Source organism: Variovorax sp. 10L426, from assembly GCF_056395305.1.
In genome coordinates, this window is record NZ_JBFTJF010000026.1 from 33,391 (window position 1) to 52,034 (window position 18,644).

The 18,644-nt window shown below is 66.1% G+C and carries 19 protein-coding genes; 11 read left to right on the forward strand and 8 right to left on the reverse strand.

Features of this window, described 5'->3' with window-relative positions; genetic code table 11:
* Positions 1-27: 27 nt before the first annotated feature.
* The 7 genes from hpaE to AC1DHL_RS27120 are packed head-to-tail and all read left to right on the forward strand — an operon-like array spanning position 28 to position 6,223.
* Positions 28-1,485, forward strand: a complete 1,458-nt coding sequence (hpaE, locus tag AC1DHL_RS27090) for a 5-carboxymethyl-2-hydroxymuconate semialdehyde dehydrogenase (RefSeq protein WP_478164011.1) — start codon at positions 28-30, stop codon at positions 1,483-1,485.
* A gap of 1 nt (position 1,486) precedes the next feature.
* Positions 1,487-2,365, forward strand: a complete 879-nt coding sequence (gene hpaD, locus AC1DHL_RS27095; protein WP_478103579.1) for a 3,4-dihydroxyphenylacetate 2,3-dioxygenase — start codon at positions 1,487-1,489, stop codon at positions 2,363-2,365.
* A gap of 14 nt (positions 2,366-2,379) precedes the next feature.
* Positions 2,380-2,784 (forward strand): 5-carboxymethyl-2-hydroxymuconate isomerase, encoded by a 405-nt coding sequence (locus AC1DHL_RS27100; protein WP_478103578.1) that lies wholly within the window; start codon positions 2,380-2,382, stop codon positions 2,782-2,784.
* 1 nt (position 2,785) lies between these two features.
* Positions 2,786-3,586, forward strand: a complete 801-nt coding sequence (gene hpaH, locus AC1DHL_RS27105; RefSeq protein ID WP_478164012.1) for a 2-oxo-hept-4-ene-1,7-dioate hydratase — start codon at positions 2,786-2,788, stop codon at positions 3,584-3,586.
* A 9-nt stretch (positions 3,587-3,595) separates the two neighbouring features.
* Positions 3,596-4,408 carry an aldolase/citrate lyase family protein gene (locus AC1DHL_RS27110; protein WP_478103575.1) on the forward strand — a complete coding sequence of 271 codons (813 nt, stop codon included), beginning with the start codon at positions 3,596-3,598 and terminating at the stop codon, positions 4,406-4,408.
* A 12-nt stretch (positions 4,409-4,420) separates the two neighbouring features.
* Positions 4,421-5,212 carry a class II aldolase/adducin family protein gene (locus AC1DHL_RS27115; RefSeq protein WP_478103574.1) on the forward strand — a complete coding sequence of 264 codons (792 nt, stop codon included), beginning with the start codon at positions 4,421-4,423 and terminating at the stop codon, positions 5,210-5,212.
* 33 nt (positions 5,213-5,245) lie between these two features.
* On the forward strand, positions 5,246-6,223 hold the full coding sequence (locus AC1DHL_RS27120; protein WP_478164013.1) for a 2-dehydropantoate 2-reductase: 978 nt from the start codon (positions 5,246-5,248) through the stop codon (positions 6,221-6,223).
* A gap of 40 nt (positions 6,224-6,263) precedes the next feature.
* Here AC1DHL_RS27120 and AC1DHL_RS27125 read toward each other — a convergent pair whose 3' ends face one another.
* Positions 6,264-8,072, reverse strand: coding sequence for a tannase/feruloyl esterase family alpha/beta hydrolase (locus AC1DHL_RS27125; RefSeq protein WP_478164014.1), 1,809 nt, complete (start codon positions 8,070-8,072; stop codon positions 6,264-6,266).
* Positions 8,073-8,238: 166 nt separating this feature from the next.
* Here AC1DHL_RS27125 and AC1DHL_RS27130 point away from each other — a divergent pair, with 166 nt between their 5' ends.
* Complete coding sequence (locus tag AC1DHL_RS27130; protein ID WP_478164015.1) at positions 8,239-8,817, forward strand: MarR family winged helix-turn-helix transcriptional regulator; 579 nt, start codon at positions 8,239-8,241, stop codon at positions 8,815-8,817.
* On the opposite strand, the gene alr is transcribed toward AC1DHL_RS27130, so the two are convergent.
* Positions 8,774-9,862 carry an alanine racemase gene (gene alr, locus AC1DHL_RS27135; RefSeq protein ID WP_478164016.1) on the reverse strand — a complete coding sequence of 363 codons (1,089 nt, stop codon included), beginning with the start codon at positions 9,860-9,862 and terminating at the stop codon, positions 8,774-8,776. The two genes, AC1DHL_RS27130 and alr, sit on opposite strands and share 44 nt — an antisense overlap.
* A gap of 170 nt (positions 9,863-10,032) precedes the next feature.
* Between alr and lplT the strand changes: the two genes are divergently transcribed.
* From lplT to AC1DHL_RS27150, 3 genes are read left to right on the forward strand one after another with little or no spacing between them, the layout of a single operon-like run.
* Positions 10,033-11,337 (forward strand): lysophospholipid transporter LplT, encoded by a 1,305-nt coding sequence (lplT, locus tag AC1DHL_RS27140; protein ID WP_478103567.1) that lies wholly within the window; start codon positions 10,033-10,035, stop codon positions 11,335-11,337.
* A gap of 19 nt (positions 11,338-11,356) precedes the next feature.
* Positions 11,357-12,259 carry a DMT family transporter gene (locus AC1DHL_RS27145; protein WP_478164017.1) on the forward strand — a complete coding sequence of 301 codons (903 nt, stop codon included), beginning with the start codon at positions 11,357-11,359 and terminating at the stop codon, positions 12,257-12,259.
* Positions 12,256-12,741, forward strand: a complete 486-nt coding sequence (locus AC1DHL_RS27150; protein WP_478103564.1) for a glutathione peroxidase — start codon at positions 12,256-12,258, stop codon at positions 12,739-12,741. The genes AC1DHL_RS27145 and AC1DHL_RS27150 overlap by 4 nt, the downstream gene beginning before the upstream one ends.
* A gap of 22 nt (positions 12,742-12,763) precedes the next feature.
* Here AC1DHL_RS27150 and AC1DHL_RS27155 read toward each other — a convergent pair whose 3' ends face one another.
* The 6 genes from AC1DHL_RS27155 to glnK form a co-directional block, all read right to left on the reverse strand.
* Positions 12,764-13,177, reverse strand: coding sequence for a carboxypeptidase-like regulatory domain-containing protein (locus tag AC1DHL_RS27155; protein WP_478164018.1), 414 nt, complete (start codon positions 13,175-13,177; stop codon positions 12,764-12,766).
* Between the two features lie 86 nt (positions 13,178-13,263).
* Positions 13,264-14,502, reverse strand: coding sequence for a glycolate oxidase subunit GlcF (glcF, locus tag AC1DHL_RS27160; protein WP_478164019.1), 1,239 nt, complete (start codon positions 14,500-14,502; stop codon positions 13,264-13,266).
* Positions 14,503-14,521: 19 nt separating this feature from the next.
* Positions 14,522-15,622 (reverse strand): glycolate oxidase subunit GlcE, encoded by a 1,101-nt coding sequence (gene glcE / locus AC1DHL_RS27165; protein ID WP_478164020.1) that lies wholly within the window; start codon positions 15,620-15,622, stop codon positions 14,522-14,524.
* A 27-nt stretch (positions 15,623-15,649) separates the two neighbouring features.
* Positions 15,650-16,570 (reverse strand): SMP-30/gluconolactonase/LRE family protein, encoded by a 921-nt coding sequence (locus tag AC1DHL_RS27170; RefSeq protein ID WP_478164021.1) that lies wholly within the window; start codon positions 16,568-16,570, stop codon positions 15,650-15,652.
* Positions 16,571-16,721: 151 nt separating this feature from the next.
* Positions 16,722-18,260 (reverse strand): ammonium transporter, encoded by a 1,539-nt coding sequence (locus tag AC1DHL_RS27175; RefSeq protein WP_478164022.1) that lies wholly within the window; start codon positions 18,258-18,260, stop codon positions 16,722-16,724.
* Between the two features lie 27 nt (positions 18,261-18,287).
* Positions 18,288-18,626, reverse strand: coding sequence for a P-II family nitrogen regulator (glnK, locus tag AC1DHL_RS27180; RefSeq protein WP_028249673.1), 339 nt, complete (start codon positions 18,624-18,626; stop codon positions 18,288-18,290).
* Positions 18,627-18,644: the final 18 nt, after the last annotated feature.

Sequence of the window (18,644 nt, forward strand, 5' to 3'; positions counted from 1 at the left end):
GCCCAACGAAACCGAACGAGATATTCAATGCAGATCGATCACCTCATCAACGGCAAGCCGGTCGCGGGCCGCGACTATTTCCAGACCGTCAATCCCGCCACGCAGGAAGTGCTGGCCGAAGTCGCCTCGGGCGGCGAAGCCGAAGTGAACGCCGCTGTCGCGGCCGCGAAGGAAGCCTTTCCCAAGTGGGCCGGCATGCCCGCGCCTGAGCGCGCGAAGCTGATCCGCAAGCTGGGCGACCTCATCGCGAAGAACGTGCCGGAGATCGCCCAGACGGAGACCAACGATTGCGGCCAGGTGATCGCGCAGACCGGCAAGCAGCTGGTGCCGCGCGCAGCCGACAACTTCTACTACTTCGCGGAGATGTGCACGCGCGTCGACGGCCACACCTACCCGACCCCGACGCACCTGAACTACACGCTGTTCCACCCGGTGGGCGTCTGCGCGCTGATCTCGCCGTGGAACGTGCCCTTCATGACCGCAACGTGGAAGGTCGCGCCCTGCCTCGCCTTCGGCAACACAGCAGTGCTCAAGATGAGCGAGCTCTCGCCGATGACGGCCGCGCGTCTTGGCGAGCTTGCGCTCGAAGCGGGCATTCCGCCCGGCGTGCTGAACCTCGTGCACGGCTACGGCAAGGAAGCCGGCGAGCCGCTGGTGGCGCACTCGAACGTACGGGCGATTTCGTTCACAGGATCGACGGCGACCGGCAACCGCATCGTCAAGAGTGCAGGCCTCAAGAAGTTCAGCATGGAACTCGGCGGCAAGAGCCCCTTCGTGATCTTCGACGACGCCGACCTCGACCGCGCGCTCGACGCGGCTGTGTTCATGATCTTCAGCAACAACGGCGAGCGTTGCACCGCGGGCTCGCGCATCCTGGTGCAGCAGTCGATCTATGCCGACTTCGTGGCGAAGTTCGTCGAGCGCGCCAAGCGCATCTCGGTTGGCGACCCGCTCGATGAAAAGACCATCGTCGGTCCGATGATTTCGCAGGCGCACCTTGCCAAGGTGCGCAGCTACATCGAGCTCGGCCCGAAGGAAGGCGCGACGCTGCTGTGCGGCGGCCTGGGCGCGCCCGAGCTGCCGGACCGCGTGAAGAAGGGCAACTACGTACTCCCCACCGTGTTCGCCGACGTCGACAACCGCATGAAGATCGCGCAGGACGAGATCTTCGGGCCGGTCGCATGCCTGATTCCGTTCAAGGACGAGGCCGATGCGATCCGGCTTGCCAACGACATCCAATATGGCCTGTCGAGCTACGTGTGGACCGAGAACATCGGCCGTGCGCATCGCGTGGCCGCCGCCGTCGAAGCGGGCATGTGCTTCGTCAACAGCCAGAACGTGCGCGACCTGCGCCAGCCCTTCGGCGGCACCAAGGCTTCCGGCACCGGGCGCGAAGGCGGCACGTGGAGCTACGAAGTCTTCTGCGAGCCGAAGAACGTGGCGGTGTCCTTGGGTTCGCATCACATTCCGCACTGGGGAGTCTGAGATGGGCAAGCTCGCACTCGCAGCCAAGATCACGCACGTGCCGTCGATGTACCTGTCGGAGTTCCCCGGTCCGAACTTCGGCTGCCGCGACGCTGCGATCAACGGCCACAAGGAGATCGACCGGCGCTGCCGTGCCCTCGGCGTCGACACCATCGTGGTCTTCGACGTGCACTGGCAGGTGAACAGCGAATACCACATCAATTGCGGCCCGAAGTTCGAGGGTATCTACACGAGCAACGAACTGCCGCACTTCATCAAGAACATGCCCTATGCGTATCCGGGCAATCCGCAGCTCGGCCACCTGATCGGCGACATGGCCAACGAGATGGGCGTGAAGAGCCGCGCCCATAGCGACACGACGCTCGATCTGGCGTACGGCACGCTGGTGCCGATGCGCTACATGAACGCGGATCAGCACTACAAGGTGATCAGCATCAGCGGCTGGTGCGACTGGCACGACCTGCGCGAGTCGGGCCGCTTCGGCCTGGCGGTGCGTCGCGCCATCGAGGAGCGCTACGACGGCACGGTGGCCGTGTTCGCGAGCGGATCGCTCTCGCACCACTTCGCCGACAACGGCCGCGCACCCGAATTCATGCACAAGGTCTACGATCCGTTCCTCGAACAGGTGGACCACCGCGTGGTCGAACTCTGGAAGGCGGGCGACTGGAAGACCTTCATCGGCATGTTGCCGATGTACGCCGACAAGTGCTGGGGCGAAGGCGACATGCACGACACCGCGATGCTGCTCGGCCTTCTCGGCTGGGACCAGTACGAGGCGCCGGCGGAGATCGTCACGCCCTACTTCGGCAGTTCGGGCACGGGGCAGATCAATGCGATCTTCCCGGTCACGCCCTTGCCTGCGAATGCAACCACTGCCTGAGAAGGTCCAAATCCATGCCGCATCTCGTCATCCTCTACACCCCGAACATCGAGCCGGAGACCGACATGCCGGCACTCTGCCGCACGCTCGCCGACACCATGCTCGAACAGCGCGACGAAGACGGCAAGCAGGTCTATCCGACCGGCGGCACGCGCGTGCTCGCCTACCCGGCCGCGCACTACGCGGTGGCGGACGGCAAGGCGGACTACGCTTTCGTCTACCTCAACCTGCGCATGGCGGCAGGCCGCAGCGCGACCGTCAAGAAGCACGTCGGCGATGCGCTGCTCGATCAGGTGAAGCGACACTTCGCGCCGATCTTCGACAAGCGGCACATCGGCATCACGCTGAACATCGACGAAAGCCCCGGGCAGGTCTACGACGGCAAGCACAGCAATCTGCATCCTCTCTTCAACAAATAACATGCTCGCTCCAGACGTCATCCAGCAGCTCGCCGCCGAACTTCACGAGAGCGAGAAGTCGCGCGTGCAAGTCGAGCACTTCTCCAAGCGCTTTCCGCAGATGACCATCGAGGACGGCTATGCGATCTCGCGCGAATGGGTGAAGGCCAAGATCGCCGAAGGCCGCGTCGTCAAGGGGCACAAGATCGGCCTGACTTCGCGCGCGATGCAGCAGGCCAGCCAGATCACCGAGCCCGACTACGGCACGCTGCTCGACGACATGTTCTTCGAGCAGGGCGACATCCCTTTCACGCGCTTCATCGCGCCGCGCGTCGAGGTGGAGCTGGCCTTCGTGCTCGGCAAGCGGCTGAAGGGGCCGAACGTGACGATCTGCGATGTGCTCGCTGCCACCGAATACGTCGTGCCCGCCATCGAGATCATCGACGCGCGCATCGAGCAGTTCGACCGCCACACCAAGGTCATGCGCAAGGTGTTCGATACCATCGCCGACAACGCGGCCAATGCCGGCATCGTGACCGGCGGCCGACCGGTGAAGCCCGACGCAGTGGATCTTCGCTGGGTGAGCGCCCTGCTCTACAAGAACGGCGTGATCGAGGAATCCGGCGTCGCCGCCGCCGTGCTCAACCATCCCGCGACCGGCGTCGCCTGGCTGGCCAACAAGCTCGCGCCCTGGGACGAATGCCTGGAAGCCGGCGAGGTCGTCCTCGGCGGTTCGTTCACGCGGCCGACCCCGGCGTTGCCGGGCGATACCTTCCACGCGGACTACGGCCCGCTCGGCGCCATCGCCTTCCGCTTCATTTGAAGGAACAGCATGCAAACCCCCACGAATCTCTTCAAGCAGGCGCTCATCGAGAAGCGCGCCCAGATCGGCCTCTGGCTCGGCCTTGCCGATGCCTACAGCGCGGAGATCTGCGCAGGCGCCGGCTTCGACTGGCTGTTGATCGACGGCGAGCACTCGCCCAACGGGCTGCAGAGCATCCTGCAGCAGGCGCAGGCGATCGCGGCCTATCCGGGCGTCAACGCCATCGCGCGCGTGCCGCTGGGCCACGGCGATGCCGGCACGGCGCTGATCAAGCAATACCTCGATCTCGGCGTGCAGACGCTGCTGGTGCCCATGGTCGACACGCCGGAGCAGGCGAAGGCCATCGTCCGCGCGATGCGCTATCCGCCGCAGGGCATCCGCGGCATGGGGGGCGCGCGCGCGTCGGGATGGGGCCGCTTCCCGGCCTACGCGAAGGAAGCCAACGACCGGGTCTGCCTATTGGTGCAGGCCGAGTCGCGCGAGGCGCTGGCGAATCTGGACGCCATTGCTGCGGTTGATGGCGTCGACGGCGTCTTCATCGGCCCTGCCGACCTGTCGGCGTCGATGGGCTTCATCGGCAACGCGGGCCATGCCGAAGTGCAGTCGGCCATCGAGGATGCCATCGCGCGCATCGGCCGCGCCGGCAAGGCCGCGGGCATCCTGACGCCCGACGAAACGCAGGCCCGCAAGTACCTCGACCTGGGTGCGCTCTTCGTCGCCGTCGGGCTGGACACCAACCTGCTGGTGCGCACCACCACCGCGCTGGCAGCCCGCTTCAAGGGCGGCGCCAAGGCGACATTGGCGACCGGCGGCACCTACTAGGAGGAATCGATCATGAACACCCGACTCGACACGCCCCTCTCCGCGACAGGCCATCCCGACATGCACCCCGACGAGCACGCCGCGCGGCTCGAACTCGCCGCCTGCTACCGCGTGTTCGCGATGCTCGGCTGGACCGAGATGATCTACAACCACATCACGGTGCGGTTGCCCGACAGCGTGACGGGCGGCGAGAAGCAGTTCCTGATCAATCCCTTCGGCCTGCACTACAGCGAGGTGACGGCGAGCAATCTCGTCAAGATCGACCTCCAGGGCAAGGTGCTCGACGGCTCGCCGCATCCGGTGAACCCGGCCGGCTTCACGGTGCACGCCGCCATCCACGACGGCCTGCCCGGCGCACATTGCGTGATGCACATGCACACGACGGCCGGCGTGGCCGTGGCCTGCCTGCAGGGCGGACTGCAGCAGACCAATTTCTATACGGCGCAACTGCACGACATGGTCGCGTACCACGACTTCGAGGGCATCACGATCCACGCCGACGAAGGACCGCGCCTGCTCAAGAGCATCGGCAACCGCAACGCCGTCATCCTGCGCAATCACGGCCTGCTGGCCTGGGGCCGGACGCTGCCGCAGACCTTTGCCATTCTCTGGACGCTGCAGCGCGCCTGCGAGATCCAGATGGCGACGTTCTCGATGGGCGCGGCGATTCCCGTGCCCGAGGACATCGCCCGAAAATGCACGCGCGATGCGCTGCAGTTCAATCCGAACCACGGTGCGGGCAAGGACGTGTTCGATGCGCTGGTGCGCCAGGTCGACCGTATCGACGGCTCGTATAAAAACTGAACCCCACTGAACCCCACTGAACCCAACCGAACCATGAAAGTTTGCATCTACGGAGCCGGCGCGATCGGCGGCTGGATGGGCGCGAAGCTCGCGCAGGCGGGCTGCGAACTCGATGTGGTCGCGCGCGGTGCGACGCTCGACGCGCTCAAGCGCGACGGGCTTTCGCTGGTGAGCGGCGACTCGCGTGTGTCGGTGCCGGTGAACGCCAGCGACGATCCAGCCGCGCTCGGCGTCCAGCAATTGGTCGTCGTCGCGGTGAAGGCGCCGGCACTGCCCGCCGTCGCGGAACGGATCGCGCCGCTGCTCGGGCCCGACACCATCGTGCTCACTGCCATGAACGGCGTGCCGTGGTGGTTCCTGCAAGGTGGCTTCGGCGGCAGCGTGGCCGGCGGTCAATTGCAAGCGGTCGATCCGGGCGGAAAGATCGACGCGGCGATTCCGGCGAAGCACGTGGTCGGCGGCGTGGTGCATGCGAGCTGCTCGCTCGACGCGCCCGGCGTGGTGCGGCATCACTTCGGCAACGGCCTCATCGTCGGCGAACCTTCCGGCCAGGCCACGCCGCGTGCGGAGGCACTGCGCGACCTCCTGGTGCGCGCGGGCATCGACACCAAGCTCTCGCCGCAGATTCAAAAGGATGTCTGGTACAAGCTGTGGGGCAACATGACGGTCAACCCGATCAGCCTGCTGACCGGCGCCACGACCGACCTGATCCTCAACGACGACCTGGTGCGCGGCCTGATCTCCACGATCATGCTGGAGGCCCGCGAGATCGGCGCGCGCATCGGCGTGCCGATTGCCGAGAGTCCCGAAGACCGGCATGCCGTCACACGCAAGCTGGGCGCATTCAAGACGTCGATGCTGCAGGACGTGGAAGCCGGGCGCGCGGTGGAGCTCGATGCGCTGGTGTCGGCAGTGCGCGAACTCGGCCAGTTGGCCGACGTGCAGACGCCGTTCACCGATGCACTGCTGGGGCTTTCGCGCTTGAGGGCGCGGCAGCTGGGGCTCTACTGAATCCGCTCAGCGGTGCGCATCGCGCGCACCGCCCCGGGGCCTATTGGCAGCTGAAGTTTTCCGCCTTCTCGATGTCACCGCTGCCCTTGTAGCGCGCGACCTTCGGGTAGGCGCAAAGCGGCCGGGTGCGATCAGGTGCCCAGCTTGCCGGAACGTCGGCATTCACGCCACCCGCGTTGCCCGTGCCGCGCGCGGAAGCCACGACGGTATCGACGACGTCGCCCTTCTCGACCCAGTTGACGAGCGGCGTGAGCATGTCGAACTGGTCGGTCGCGGGACCGCCGCTGCAGTGGTTCATGCCGGGGACGCGATAGAAGCGGGCAAAGTTCGAAGCGTCGCCCCCATTGGCCGCCATGAGCTGGTCGTACCAATGCTGCGTGTCGTCGCTCGAGAAGATCGGGTCGCTCGTGCCGTGATAGGCCATCACCTTTGCGCCGCGCTTCTTGAGTCGGCTCAGGTCCGCAGGATTCGGCGGAGTCATGAACGACAGCGAGTTCTCGGTGTAGAGCGCGCTCGTCGCGGTGATCTTCGCGAGGATCGAGTCGATGCTGGTGGTGAGCGTGAAGTTCGGACCATTGAAGCCTGCCTGGGTTTCAGGCGGAACTTGCCAGATGAACCCCACCGCGCCCGAATCGAGGTTCAGCGAGTTTGAGAACTTCCACGACGCCCAGCCGTTGGTGTTCACCCCTGCATCGAAGGGGAAGCTGGCGTAGAACTTCTGCCCGTTTCCGTCGAGCGCGCCCGCGAAAAGCCGACCGATCCGCTGCTTCTGGTCCGCACTCAGGCAAGTGCCGTCACGCGTGCCGCTGCAGGTGGGGACATCGCGATCGAGGTTGAAGGCGGCCTGGCAGGCGGCCGTGTCTTGAACCAGCCCATCGGCCGATCCATCAAGCGCATCGCATTTGGCCAGCACCGCATTGGAGACCAGCGTGCGTTCGGCCTGCGTGAAGCCCGTGCCCGGATCGCCGGGTGTGGTCGCCAAGGCGTTGTAGTTCTGGGCACCGACGATGTTCGCCGAAGCCGCCAGAGGAAGCCTGAAACCGGGATCGCCCACCAGGAAGCCATCGTAGTCGTCCGGATAGCGGGACATGGCGACCATCGTGTGTCGGCCCCCGTTGGAGCAGCCGCCGAAGTACGAACGATCCGGCCCCTTGCCATAGGCCGACGCGATCAGCGCCTTCGCCATCGGCGTGAGCTTTGCAACCGCCTGATAGCCGTAGTCCAGGCGCGCCTGCGGATCGATGCCGAAGAACGGCGTCGGCGCCTGGTGGCCCGCGTCGGAACTGATGACGGCAAAACCCATGTTCAGGGCGTTGTTCAGGCCGCCACCTCCGTTCACCGCCCCGGTGGCGGTGGCGACGCTGCCATCGACACCGCCATTCGCTTGATAGAAAAAGCGCCCATTCCAGTTCAGCGGCAAGCGCATCTCGAAGCCGATCGCATAGTTCTGACCATCGACCGAACTGGTTCGGGAGTACATGGTGCCGCGCACCTGGCAATGCGCATCGATGGACTTGCCGGCGACCTTCAGGGTGCCCGCTGCGATCGAGTTCGCCGCGGTGATCGTCGTGTTGGCAAAGCTGAAGCCGGCGAGCGAGGCGCAGTTGCCCAGCGCTGCGCCGGTGGCCACGCCGAGGACCGGCAATGTCTCGACCGGCGTCGTCGAACCGCCGGAATTGGTACTTCCGGAGTTGCCGTCCCCGGAATTGCTGTCTCCCGTTGTGCTGGTCCCGGCTGTTGACGTGCCCGTGGCGGGCGTTGGAGAGAGGAAGCCGCCACCTCCGCCGCCGCCGCAAGCGGCCAACAGGGAGGCGACAACGACCAGCGTTAGTGATGCAGGGGTCTTCAAGAATGTCTCCTTTGACGCATGCAAACAGCGTCATCTAGTTAGTTTATTTAACTATGTGTAGTAACTTTTCATGGTTTTCCACTAGCTAATCAAGCATCCAATGGCATCGCTGAATCGAATGAAGTTCATCCAATGAAGCAATGAGAGTCGCGCGACAATTCGTCGGATGCCCAAGAACAGAAGCACCCCGCAGGACGCCACGCCCGCCGGCCGGCTGGTCGAAGCCTCCCTGCACCTTGTGCTGGGCTACCAACTCGCACAGGCGACGATCGTGACCGACGCGGTGTTTGCCGGCCGGGTGGGAGGCTCATTCGATCTGCGCCCCGTCGAGTACACGGTGCTCAGCCTGATTCACGAAAACCCGGATGTGTCGGCCGCCCGCCTGGCCAAGGCGCTCGCGGTGACGGCGCCCAACATCACGGCATGGATCGAGAGACTCGAGCGGCGAGGCTTGATCCAGCGCACCCCCCATGCGACCGATCGCAGGGCGCAGTACTTGCGTACCACGCCGGCGGGCGCGGCGCTCGCAGGCAAGGCCACCCGATCAGTGCTGGAAGGCGAGGAAGAAGCGCTCGGCAATCTGTCGACGGCCGAGCGCATGATGTTGATCGAACTGCTGCACAAGGTTGCGCTGTCGCGCAGCGTCTCCCCGGATGCGCAACGAGCGCCAGCCGGAAAGGATCCTCAAGCGAATCCGACTGTCAGCCGACCACGACAGGCACGCGCTGCGAGACCGCGCACATGAGTTCGTAGCCCACGGTACCGCCGGCCTGCGCCACCTCGTCGATCGTCAGCACCGCGCCGCCGGACGCGCGCCCCCACAGGATGACTTCGCTGCCGAAGCCGGCGTCGGGCACCGGGGTGAGGTCGATGGTGGCCATGTCCATGCTGACGCGCCCGACGATGCGCGTGCGCACGCCGTTCACCAACACCGGCGTGCCGGTGCCGCAATGACGCGGGTAGCCGTCGGCATAGCCGACCGCCGCCACGCCGATGCGCAGCGGGCCGTCGGCGGTGAATCTCGATCCGTAGCCGACGGCGTCGCCGGCCTTCAGGGTTTGCACGGAGATGAGCTTGGTCGACAGGGTCATGCCCGGCTGAAGCTGCCAGTGCGCGATGTCATGCTCGGGAAAATCCGGCGCGCTGCCGTACAGCAGGATGCCCGGCCGCACCCAGTCGGCGCGCGTGCCGTGCGAATGGCGCAGCGTGGCGGCGCTGTTGGCGATCGATCGCTCACCGGGCAGATCCTGCGTGGCGCGCTCGAAAGCCTCCATCTGATGGGCAATGCCGCGGTCGGCGTCCGCGTCGCTGAAGTGCGTCATCAACGAAATCTCGTCGACCTGCGGCAGCGCGTTCAGGCGCGTCCATGCCGAACGGAAGCGATCAGGCGTGAAGCCCAGCCGGTTCATCCCCGAGTTCATCTTGAGGAACACGCGCTGCGGCACCTGCGTCTTGTGCGCCGCCAGCCAGTCGATCTGGGCGTCGCAGTGCACCACATGCCAAAGGTCGAGGCGGGAACAGAGTTCGAGGTCGCGGGCGTCGAAGACGCCTTCGAGCAGCAGCACCGGCCCGCGCCAGCCCAGCGCACGCACGCGTTCGGCCTCGGCCAGGTCGAGGAGCGCGAAGCCGTCGGCGCCCCGGAATGCTTCGAACACTCGTTCGATGCCGTGTCCGTAGGCGTTGGCCTTGACGACGGCCCAGACGCGCGAATCAAGCGCCGCTCGGCGCGCGCGGTCGAGGTTGTGCTGCAGTGCGGAAAGATGAACAGTGGCAAGGATCGGACGCGGCACGAAAATAAACCCTGGAAAAAGCAGGAAACACTCACAAAAATGAGCCCGACGCTACGGGGACATCGCGCCATTTTGACACCGCACCCCCATGCTATAACCGCGCAGCCGCCGCTGAAGCGGCCCCTCTTCCACAATCGCCGGACCCCTCGTTGCCGGCCAGTCAGCCATCGATGAAGCGCGGTTTCTATACGATCATGTCGGCCCAGTTCTTCTCGTCGCTGGCCGACAACGCGCTCTTTGTCGCTGCTGTCGAACTCATGCGAAGCAGCGGCGCGCCCGAGTGGCAGCGCGCGGCGCTGGTCCCGATCTTCACCGTCTTCTATGTCGCGCTCGCGCCGCTCGTCGGTGCCTTTGCCGACGCCTTGCCCAAGGGCAAGGTCATGTTCATCAGCAACGCCATCAAGGTGGTCGGCTGCGTGACGATGCTGTTCGGCTCGCATCCGCTGATGGCATACGCGATCGTCGGCCTGGGGGCGGCGGCGTACTCGCCGGCGAAGTACGGCATCCTGACCGAGCTGCTTCCGGCCTCGCAACTGGTCAAGGCCAATGGCTGGATCGAAGGCCTGACCATCGCTTCGATCATTCTCGGCATCGTGCTCGGAGGGCAACTGGTGAGCCATGCCCTCTCGAGCCACTTGCTGGCGCTGGACTTCCCCTTCATCGACACCGGCGTCAGGACGCCGCCCGAAGCCGCGATCTCGACGCTGATCCTGGTCTATGTGGTGGCCGCCTGGTTCAACACCCGCATCCCGGACACCGGCGTGGAGATGCGTCCGCTGCGCGCCAATCCTCAGCACGGCTTCGTGCGCAACATGGCCGCACTGCTGCCCGATTTCTGGCACTGCAACTCGCGGCTGTGGCGCGACAAGCTCGGCCAGATCTCGCTGGCCACCACCACGCTGTTCTGGGGCGCGGGCGGCAACCTCAAGTACATCGTGCTCGCCTGGGCCTCGCTGGCACTGGGCTACAACACGGCGCAGGCTTCGTCGCTGACGGGCGTGGTGGCGATCGGCACTGCCGTCGGCGCGATCGTGGCATCGGTGCGCATGCGGCTCGACATGGCGACCCGCGTGATCCCGATGGGCATCGGCATGGGCGTGCTGGTCATCGGCATGAACTTCATCGGCAACATCTGGCTGGCCGTGCCCTTCCTGATCCTGCTCGGCGGGCTGGGCGGGTTCCTGGTGGTGCCGATGAACGCGCTGCTCCAGCACCGCGGCCACAACCTGATGGGCGCCGGGCGATCGATCGCGGTGCAGAACTTCAACGAGCAGGCCTGCATCCTGGTGCTCGGCGCGTTCTACAGCGCATGCACCGGGATCGGCATGTCGGCCTATTCGGCCATCACCGCCTTCGGTATCGTGGTGGCAGGGTTCATGTGGCTGATCAAGCGCTGGCACCAGAGCAATCTTCGCAAGTACCCCGAAGAGGTCGAGCACCTGCTCGCCATCGCACGCAGCGACAAGCACCACTGAACGCGGGTCCGGAACAGTCTTGCCCGCCATTGCGCTGATCTTCAACGCCTTCGTCTGGGGCGTTTCGTGGTTTCCCTTCCGGCAGATCGAAAGCCATGGCCTGCATCCGGTGTGGGCGACGTGCCTGATCTACGCCGCGATCACGCTCGCCATCGTGCTGCTGCGCCGCAGCATGTGGCACGTCTTTGTGCGCAACCCCGCGCTCGTGCTGCTGGGCTTGGCAGCGGGGTTCACCAACGTCGGCTTCAACTGGGCGGTGACGCAAGGCGACGTAGTGCGGGTGGTGCTGCTGTTCTACCTGATGCCGCTGTGGATCGTGCTGCTCGCGTGGATCTTTCTGGGCGAGCGCCCGACGCTATCGGCGCTGGCGCGGGTGGCGCTTGCGCTGGTCGGCGTGGCGGTGGTGCTGAAGACGCCGGAGACGGACTGGCCGATCCCCTCCAGCCTGCCGGACTGGCTCGGCGTGGCAGCGGGTTTCGGCTTCGCGGTGACGAACATCCTGTTGCGCCGGCTGCGCGCGGCACCGGGCGAATCGCGCGCGCTGGCGATGTTCGGGGGCTGCGCGCTGGTGGCCGGCGTGACAGCCATGGCCGGCACCCTCGTGGCGGCGATTCCGGCGCCCCCGCTCGGCGACACCGGGTGGTGGGGCTGGGCGCTGGTGCTGGGGGGCGGCTTCGTGATCGCCAACATTTGCCTGCAGTACGGCGCCGCGCGTCTCGCGGCCAACGCGACCTCGGTGATCATGCTGTCCGAAGTGCTGTTCGCAAGTGTCTCGTCGGTCGCATTGGGCGCCGCCACGCTCGACGCGCGGATCTGGATCGGCGGCGCGCTGATCGTGCTGGCGGCCGCGTGGTCCGCGTTTGCGCGAACGCCAAGTGGCGACGATGATCGACGCTCTGATTTCCAGGAGGACATGCCATGACCAGCGTCTATGACTTCGAAGCCCGCCAGATCGATGGCAAGCCCGTGCCGCTCTCCAAGTTCAAGGGCAAGGTGCTGCTGATCGTCAACACGGCCAGCCAATGCGGCTTCACGCCCCAGTTCGCGGGGCTGGAGGTGCTCTACGAGAAATACAAGTCGAAGGGCCTGGCGGTGCTGGGCTTCCCGTCCAATCAGTTCGGCCACCAGGACCCCGGAACCAACGAGGAAATCGGCGCCTTCTGCACCCAGAACTACGGCGTGACCTTTCCGATGATGGAAAAGATCGACGTCAACGGATCGGGCGCGGCGCCGCTCTACAAGTGGCTCGTGAAGGAAGCACCGGGCTTCCTCGGCAGCACGGCCATCAAGTGGAACTTCACCAAGTTCCTGATCGGCAAGGACGGCCAGGTGGTCAAACGCTACGCGCCGCTGGACAAGCCCGAATCCATCACGCGCGACATCGAGGCCGCATTGGCGGCCTGAGATTCAGAACGTCTTCAGAACGTCAGAACCGGAAATCGGCTGTTTTCGATCCGCTGCCCAGCATCACGACCTGGGTCTTGAGGACGCCCTCGCTCTCCGCCTCGACGGTGTAGCGCCCCGCCGGAAGATCCACGAGGCAGACAGGCCCGCTGGCGCGCATCGCCAGTGCGGTGGTGCCGCCCGCGTCCTTGACCGTCACAGCCACGTCGGCCAGGTAGGCGCCGCTTGCACGCGCGAACAGCAGCGACAGCGGATGGTCCTTCATGGCAGCCCGCATCGCGACGGATTCGTCCGAACCCACGCCACCGCACACATACTGCGCGCCGCCATCCTCGGACATATGCACTGCAGGGGGCTGGGCCTGCGCCATCCATGGAACAAGTGAGCACGCGCACACGGCGGCGGTGCGCGCAACAGTTTGGAAAAAAGCTTGCATCGAATCACTCCCGGAATGAACACCAGAAAATGCTCACGCCGCCCGGGCTGCGCTGGGGTCAGACCAGACCCCCAGTTCCTGTCCGATCAGGCTGCCGAGGCAGGGGCCAGCGCTTCGTCGAGCAACTCGACCCAGTGCCGCACAGGCACTTCGCTGCCGCTTTGCAGATGAGTGATGCAACCGATGTTGGCCGACACGATGGCGGTCGGCTGGAGCTGGTTGAGATGGCCCAGCTTGCGGTCCCGCAGGGGGTAGGCCAGTTCAGGCTGCAGCACCGAATAGGTGCCGGCCGATCCGCAGCAGAGATGCGCCTCGTTCTGTGCGACCTGGATGTCGAAGCCCATCGTGCGCAGATGCATCTCGACACCGCCGCGCAGCTTTTGCCCGTGCTGCAGCGTGCAGGGTGGGTGGTAGGCGATCACGCCGGACGACGCCCGGACGCGCGCTTTCAGCGATGCGGAGAGTTCGGGCAGCAGTTCGCTCAGATCCCTTGTGAGCGCGCTGATGCGTGCCGCTTTTGCGGCGTAGGCAGGGTCGTCCTTCAGCATGTGGCCGTATTCGCGCACGGTCACTCCGCAGCCCGATGCATTCATGACGATCGCCTCGACCTCACCGCTGTAGACCTGCGGCCACCATGCGTCGATGTTCGCGCGCATCTGGGCCTTGCCACCGTCGTGGTCGTTGAGGTGAAACTTCACCGCGCCGCAGCAACCCGCGTTGGGCGCGACGATGACCTGAATACCGGCTGCGTCGAGCACGCGCGCGGTCGCGCTGTTGATGTTGGGCGACATCGAAGGCTGCACGCAACCGGCGAGCATCAGCATCTTGCGAGCGTGCGTGTGCGCAGGCCACGCACCGGCGGATCGCGGCGCGGGCACCTTGGCCTTGAGCTTGCCGGGCAAGAAGCCGCGCAACGATTGGCCGAGCTTCATCGCCGGCCCGAACAGCGGCGACGGCAGTCCTTCCTTCAGCGTCCAGCGCACGGCGCTTTCGAATGCCGGTCGCGGCACTTTCTCGTCGACGATCTTGCGGCCGATGTCGACCAGATGACCGTACTGCACGCCGCTGGGGCAAGTGCTCTCGCAGTTGCGGCACGTCAGGCAGCGATCGAGGTGCAGCTGCGTGCTGCGCGTCGGCGCCTTGCCTTCGAGCACCTGCTTGATCAGGTAGATGCGCCCGCGCGGCCCGTCGAGTTCGTCGCCGAGCAACTGGTAGGTCGGACAGGTGGCCGTGCAGAAGCCGCAGTGCACGCACTTGCGCAGGATCGCCTCGGCTTCGCGACCGTCGGGAGTACCCTGGAATTCGGGTGCGAGTTCGGTTTGCATGCTGGGGTGTCGGTGCGTGTCAGTGCGCGGGATAGAGCCGCCCGCGATGGAAGACGGCGTAGGGATCGAATTCCTGCATCAGTGCGCGATGAATGCGCTCGACCGGTGCGCTCAATGCGTCGAACCTGTCGAGCACCCGGTGCCCATGGGCATCCGACGGCCTGAACAGCGTCGCGTGGCCGCCGGCCTTGTGCGCCGCTGCGCGCAGTCGCGGACGTTGGTCGGGCGGCGCAAGGTACCACCGCTGCCCGCCGTGCCATTCGACCAGCGGTGCGCCGTCGACGTCGAGCACCGGCGCCGTCTGCGGCACCGAGATTCGCCAGAGGTCGTTCGCGCCCTGCGCCGTGGCGAACCACGGATGCCGTTGGTCGCGCAGCGAATCCCAGCCGGGCGCTGTCTGGGCGTTGTCTTGCCGCTCGCCGCCGAGGTGTGCGCAGGCGGCCTCCACGGCCGCCACCGCGCCGCGCAAACGCAGCGACAACACACCTGCGCCGTCACGTTCGCGCCAGACGCTGGCATTGAGCGGCAGCGGCCGGCCGCCCCATTCGTTGAGCAATCGCAGTGCGTCAGCTTGGGTGCAAGCGAATTCAAGCGTCGCCTCGGCGGGTGCCAGCGGCAGCACCTTGAGGCTCACCTCGGCAATGACCCCGAGCACGCCCAGCGACCCCGCAAGCACGCGGGAAACGTCGTAGCCCGCCACGTTCTTCATGACCTGGCCGCCGAAGGTGAGAACCTCGCTGCGGCCGTTGACCAAAGTCGCGCCGAGGACATAGTCGCGCACCGAGCCCACGCTGGCACGCGCCGGCCCGCTGAGTCCGGCGGCCACCATGCCGCCGACCGTGCCACCTTCACCGAAGCGTGGCGGTTCGAACGGCAGGCATTGGCCTTGCGCGGCCAGCACGGATTCGAGCTCGACGAGCGGCGTGCCGGCACGCGCGGTGACGACCAGTTCGCTGGGCTCGTAGCTCGTGATACCCGCGAGTCCTTCGGTGGGCAGCGGCTCGCCCTGGGGCATCTCGCCGTAGAAGTCCTTGGTGCCGCGGCCGCGAACGCGCAGCAACGTCCCATCGGCGGCGGCGGCGCGTATGCGCTCGGTGATCTGGCAAAGGGCTGGATCCATGCGGGCGATCGTACCGCCAGCGCAAGTTCAGTCTTCGAAGAACTGGACCGGCAGCCCCGGCGTCGCCACGCGAATCGACAGCACATGCCCTGACGCGGGCCGCTGTTCGAGTTCCGCCGCCGGCCTGCCGCGCCGTGCGGTCGTCACGAACAGGGTGCGCAGATCGTCCCCGCCGAAGCAGGGCATGGTCGGGCACTGGACCGGCGTGGGCAGCGCCGACACGCGCTCGCCCGAGGGTGCAAAGCGCAGCACCTGGCCGCCTTCGAACATGGCGACCCAGTAATGCCCGTCGGCATCGACCGTCGCGCCGTCGGGCCGGCCTTCGTAGTGCAGGGGCGACTCCGGCGTCCAGCCATCGGGCTTGTTGTCGAATTGCTGGAACACACGCGGACGGGTCATCGCGTTGACCCGTGCCGCCCAAGTCCAGGCGCGCACGCGATGCGCCGCGGTGTCGGCCCAGTACAGCGTGTCGCCGTCGGTCGAAAAAGCCAGCCCATTGGCCGTGGTGGCTTCGTTGGCCATCTGCTTGAGCGACGGCGCACGACCGCCGCGCGCATCGAGGCAATAGAGCGCCGCATTGGGCCGGTCCTTGGCCTCGTTCAGGGTGCCGGCCCAAAACCGTCCCAGCGGATCACACTTCCCGTCGTTGAAGCGCATGGTGCGCACATCGTGATCGACCCGCGCCATCATCTGGAGCGTGCCACCCCATTCCCGCGCACGATAAACGCCGTCACGCAGCGCGATCACCAACCCGCCGCCATGTGCCGGCGCCATGCAGCCCGGCTCAGTCGGAAGATCCCAGCGCTCGACAGCGGCATCGGCAATATCGCCGCGCGTCCGCAAAACCGCGCGCCCCGGAATGTCCAGCCAATACAGCGACCGTTCCCCCGGATGCCAAAACGGCGATTCGCCCAGCTGGCTCAAGCTGTGATTCAGTGTGGTCCACATCAAAAAATTATGCCCGCCGCAGCCCGACTGCGGCGGGCAAAGCCACGCCCGTTGGTGAAACACCGCGGATCTGGCTTTGCCAGTCCGCTGGTGTTGCCCCCGGCAGGGGGTGGGCGCCCGGACACGAAGTGCCGGGCAACCTGGGGGCGAGTTACCTGTTGTATGCAGTCTCGCCGTGCGCCGAGATATCGAGGCCTTCGCGCTCTTCTTCCTCGCTCACACGGAGGCCGATGGTGAGGTCGGCGATCTTGTAGGCGATGAAGGACACCACGCCCGACCACACGATGGTCAGCAGCACGCCCTTGAGCTGGATCCAGAACTGCGCGCCGATACCGTTGGAGATGACGCTGGCCGTGACCCAGTCGCCCACCAGGCCGGGGCCGCCGAGCGCTTGCGTGTTGAAGACACCGGTCAGCAGCGCGCCGACGATACCGCCGACACCGTGCACGCCGAACACGTCGAGCGAGTCGTCCGCGCCGAGCAGCTTCTTGAGACCGTTGACACCCCAGAGGCAGGCGAAGCCGGCGATGAAGCCGATGACGATGGCACCCATCAGGCCGACGTTGCCGGCGGCCGGCGTGATGGCCACGAGGCCGGCAACGGCACCCGAAGCGGCACCCAGCATGGAGGCCTTGCCACGCATCAGCGCTTCACCGATGCACCATGCGAGCACGGCGGCGGAGGTGGCGGAGAAGGTGTTCATGAACGCCAGCACGGCGCTGGTACCCGCTTCGAGCGCGGAGCCGGCATTGAAGCCGAACCAGCCCACCCACAGCAGGGAGGCACCGACCATCGTGAGCGTCAGCGAGTGCGGCGTGAACGATTCCTTGCCGTAGCCGATGCGCTTGCCGATCAGGTAGGCGCCGACCAGGCCGGCGACGGCCGCGTTGATGTGCACCACGGTGCCGCCCGCGAAGTCGAGCGCGCCCCACTGCCAGACCAGGCCGGCCTTGGCGTTCATGGCGTCGACCACTTCCTTGCTCGAGTAAGCGTCCGGGCCCATCCAGAACCAGACCATGTGCGCGATCGGCGCATAGCTGAAGGTGAACCAGATCGCCATGAACAGCAGCACCGCCGAGAACTTGATGCGCTCGGCAAAGGCGCCGACGATCAGGCAGCAGGTGATGCCGGCGAAGGTCGCCTGGAAGGCGGCGAACAGCAGTTCGGGGATGTACACGCCCTTGCTGAAGGTCGCGCCGGGTGCGAACACGCCGGTCGACGCATCGAAGATGCCCTTCATGAAGAGCCGGTCGAACCCGCCGATGAATGCGTTGCCTTCGGTGAACGCCAGGCTGTAGCCGTAGATCAGCCACAGCACGACGATCATCGAGAAAGTGACCATCACCTGCATCAGCACCGACAGCATGTTCTTGCTGCGGACCAGGCCGCCGTAGAACAGCGCCAGGCCGGGGACCGTCATCATGATCACCAGCAGCGTGGACACGAGCATCCACGCGGTATCACCCTTGTTGAACGAGGGTGCAGGCGCGGCAGCGGGGGCGGCGGCATCGGCAGCCGGTGCCGCGGTCGCGGCGGCGGGTGCAGCAGCAGCGGCGGGCGCGGCGGCAGTGGYGGCAGGCGCCGTCGCCGCGGGCGCCTCGGCCGCGGCCGGTGGCGTCTGCGCGAAGCCGGCGGTGCCGGCGGCAAGCACGCTCAGGCCGAGCGCGAGTGAAACAAGGAATTTTTTCATTTCGGTTTGTCTTTCATGCCTTGCAGGTCAGAGTGCTTCGCGGCCCGTTTCGCCGGTGCGGATGCGTACGACTTGCTCCAGGTCGTACACAAAAATCTTGCCGTCGCCGATCTTGCCGGTGCGTGCGGCGGCCTCGACGGCCTCGATCACGCGCTCGACGAGTTCGTCGGCCACGGCGGCCTCGATCTTCACCTTGGGCAGGAAGTCGACGACGTACTCCGCGCCGCGGTAGAGCTCGGTGTGGCCCTTCTGTCGACCGAAGCCCTTGACCTCGGTGACGGTGATCCCTTGCACGCCGATGGCCGAGAGGGCTTCGCGCACTTCGTCGAGCTTGAAGGGTTTGATGATGGCTGTGACCAGCTTCATGGTGTTTCTCCTACGGAT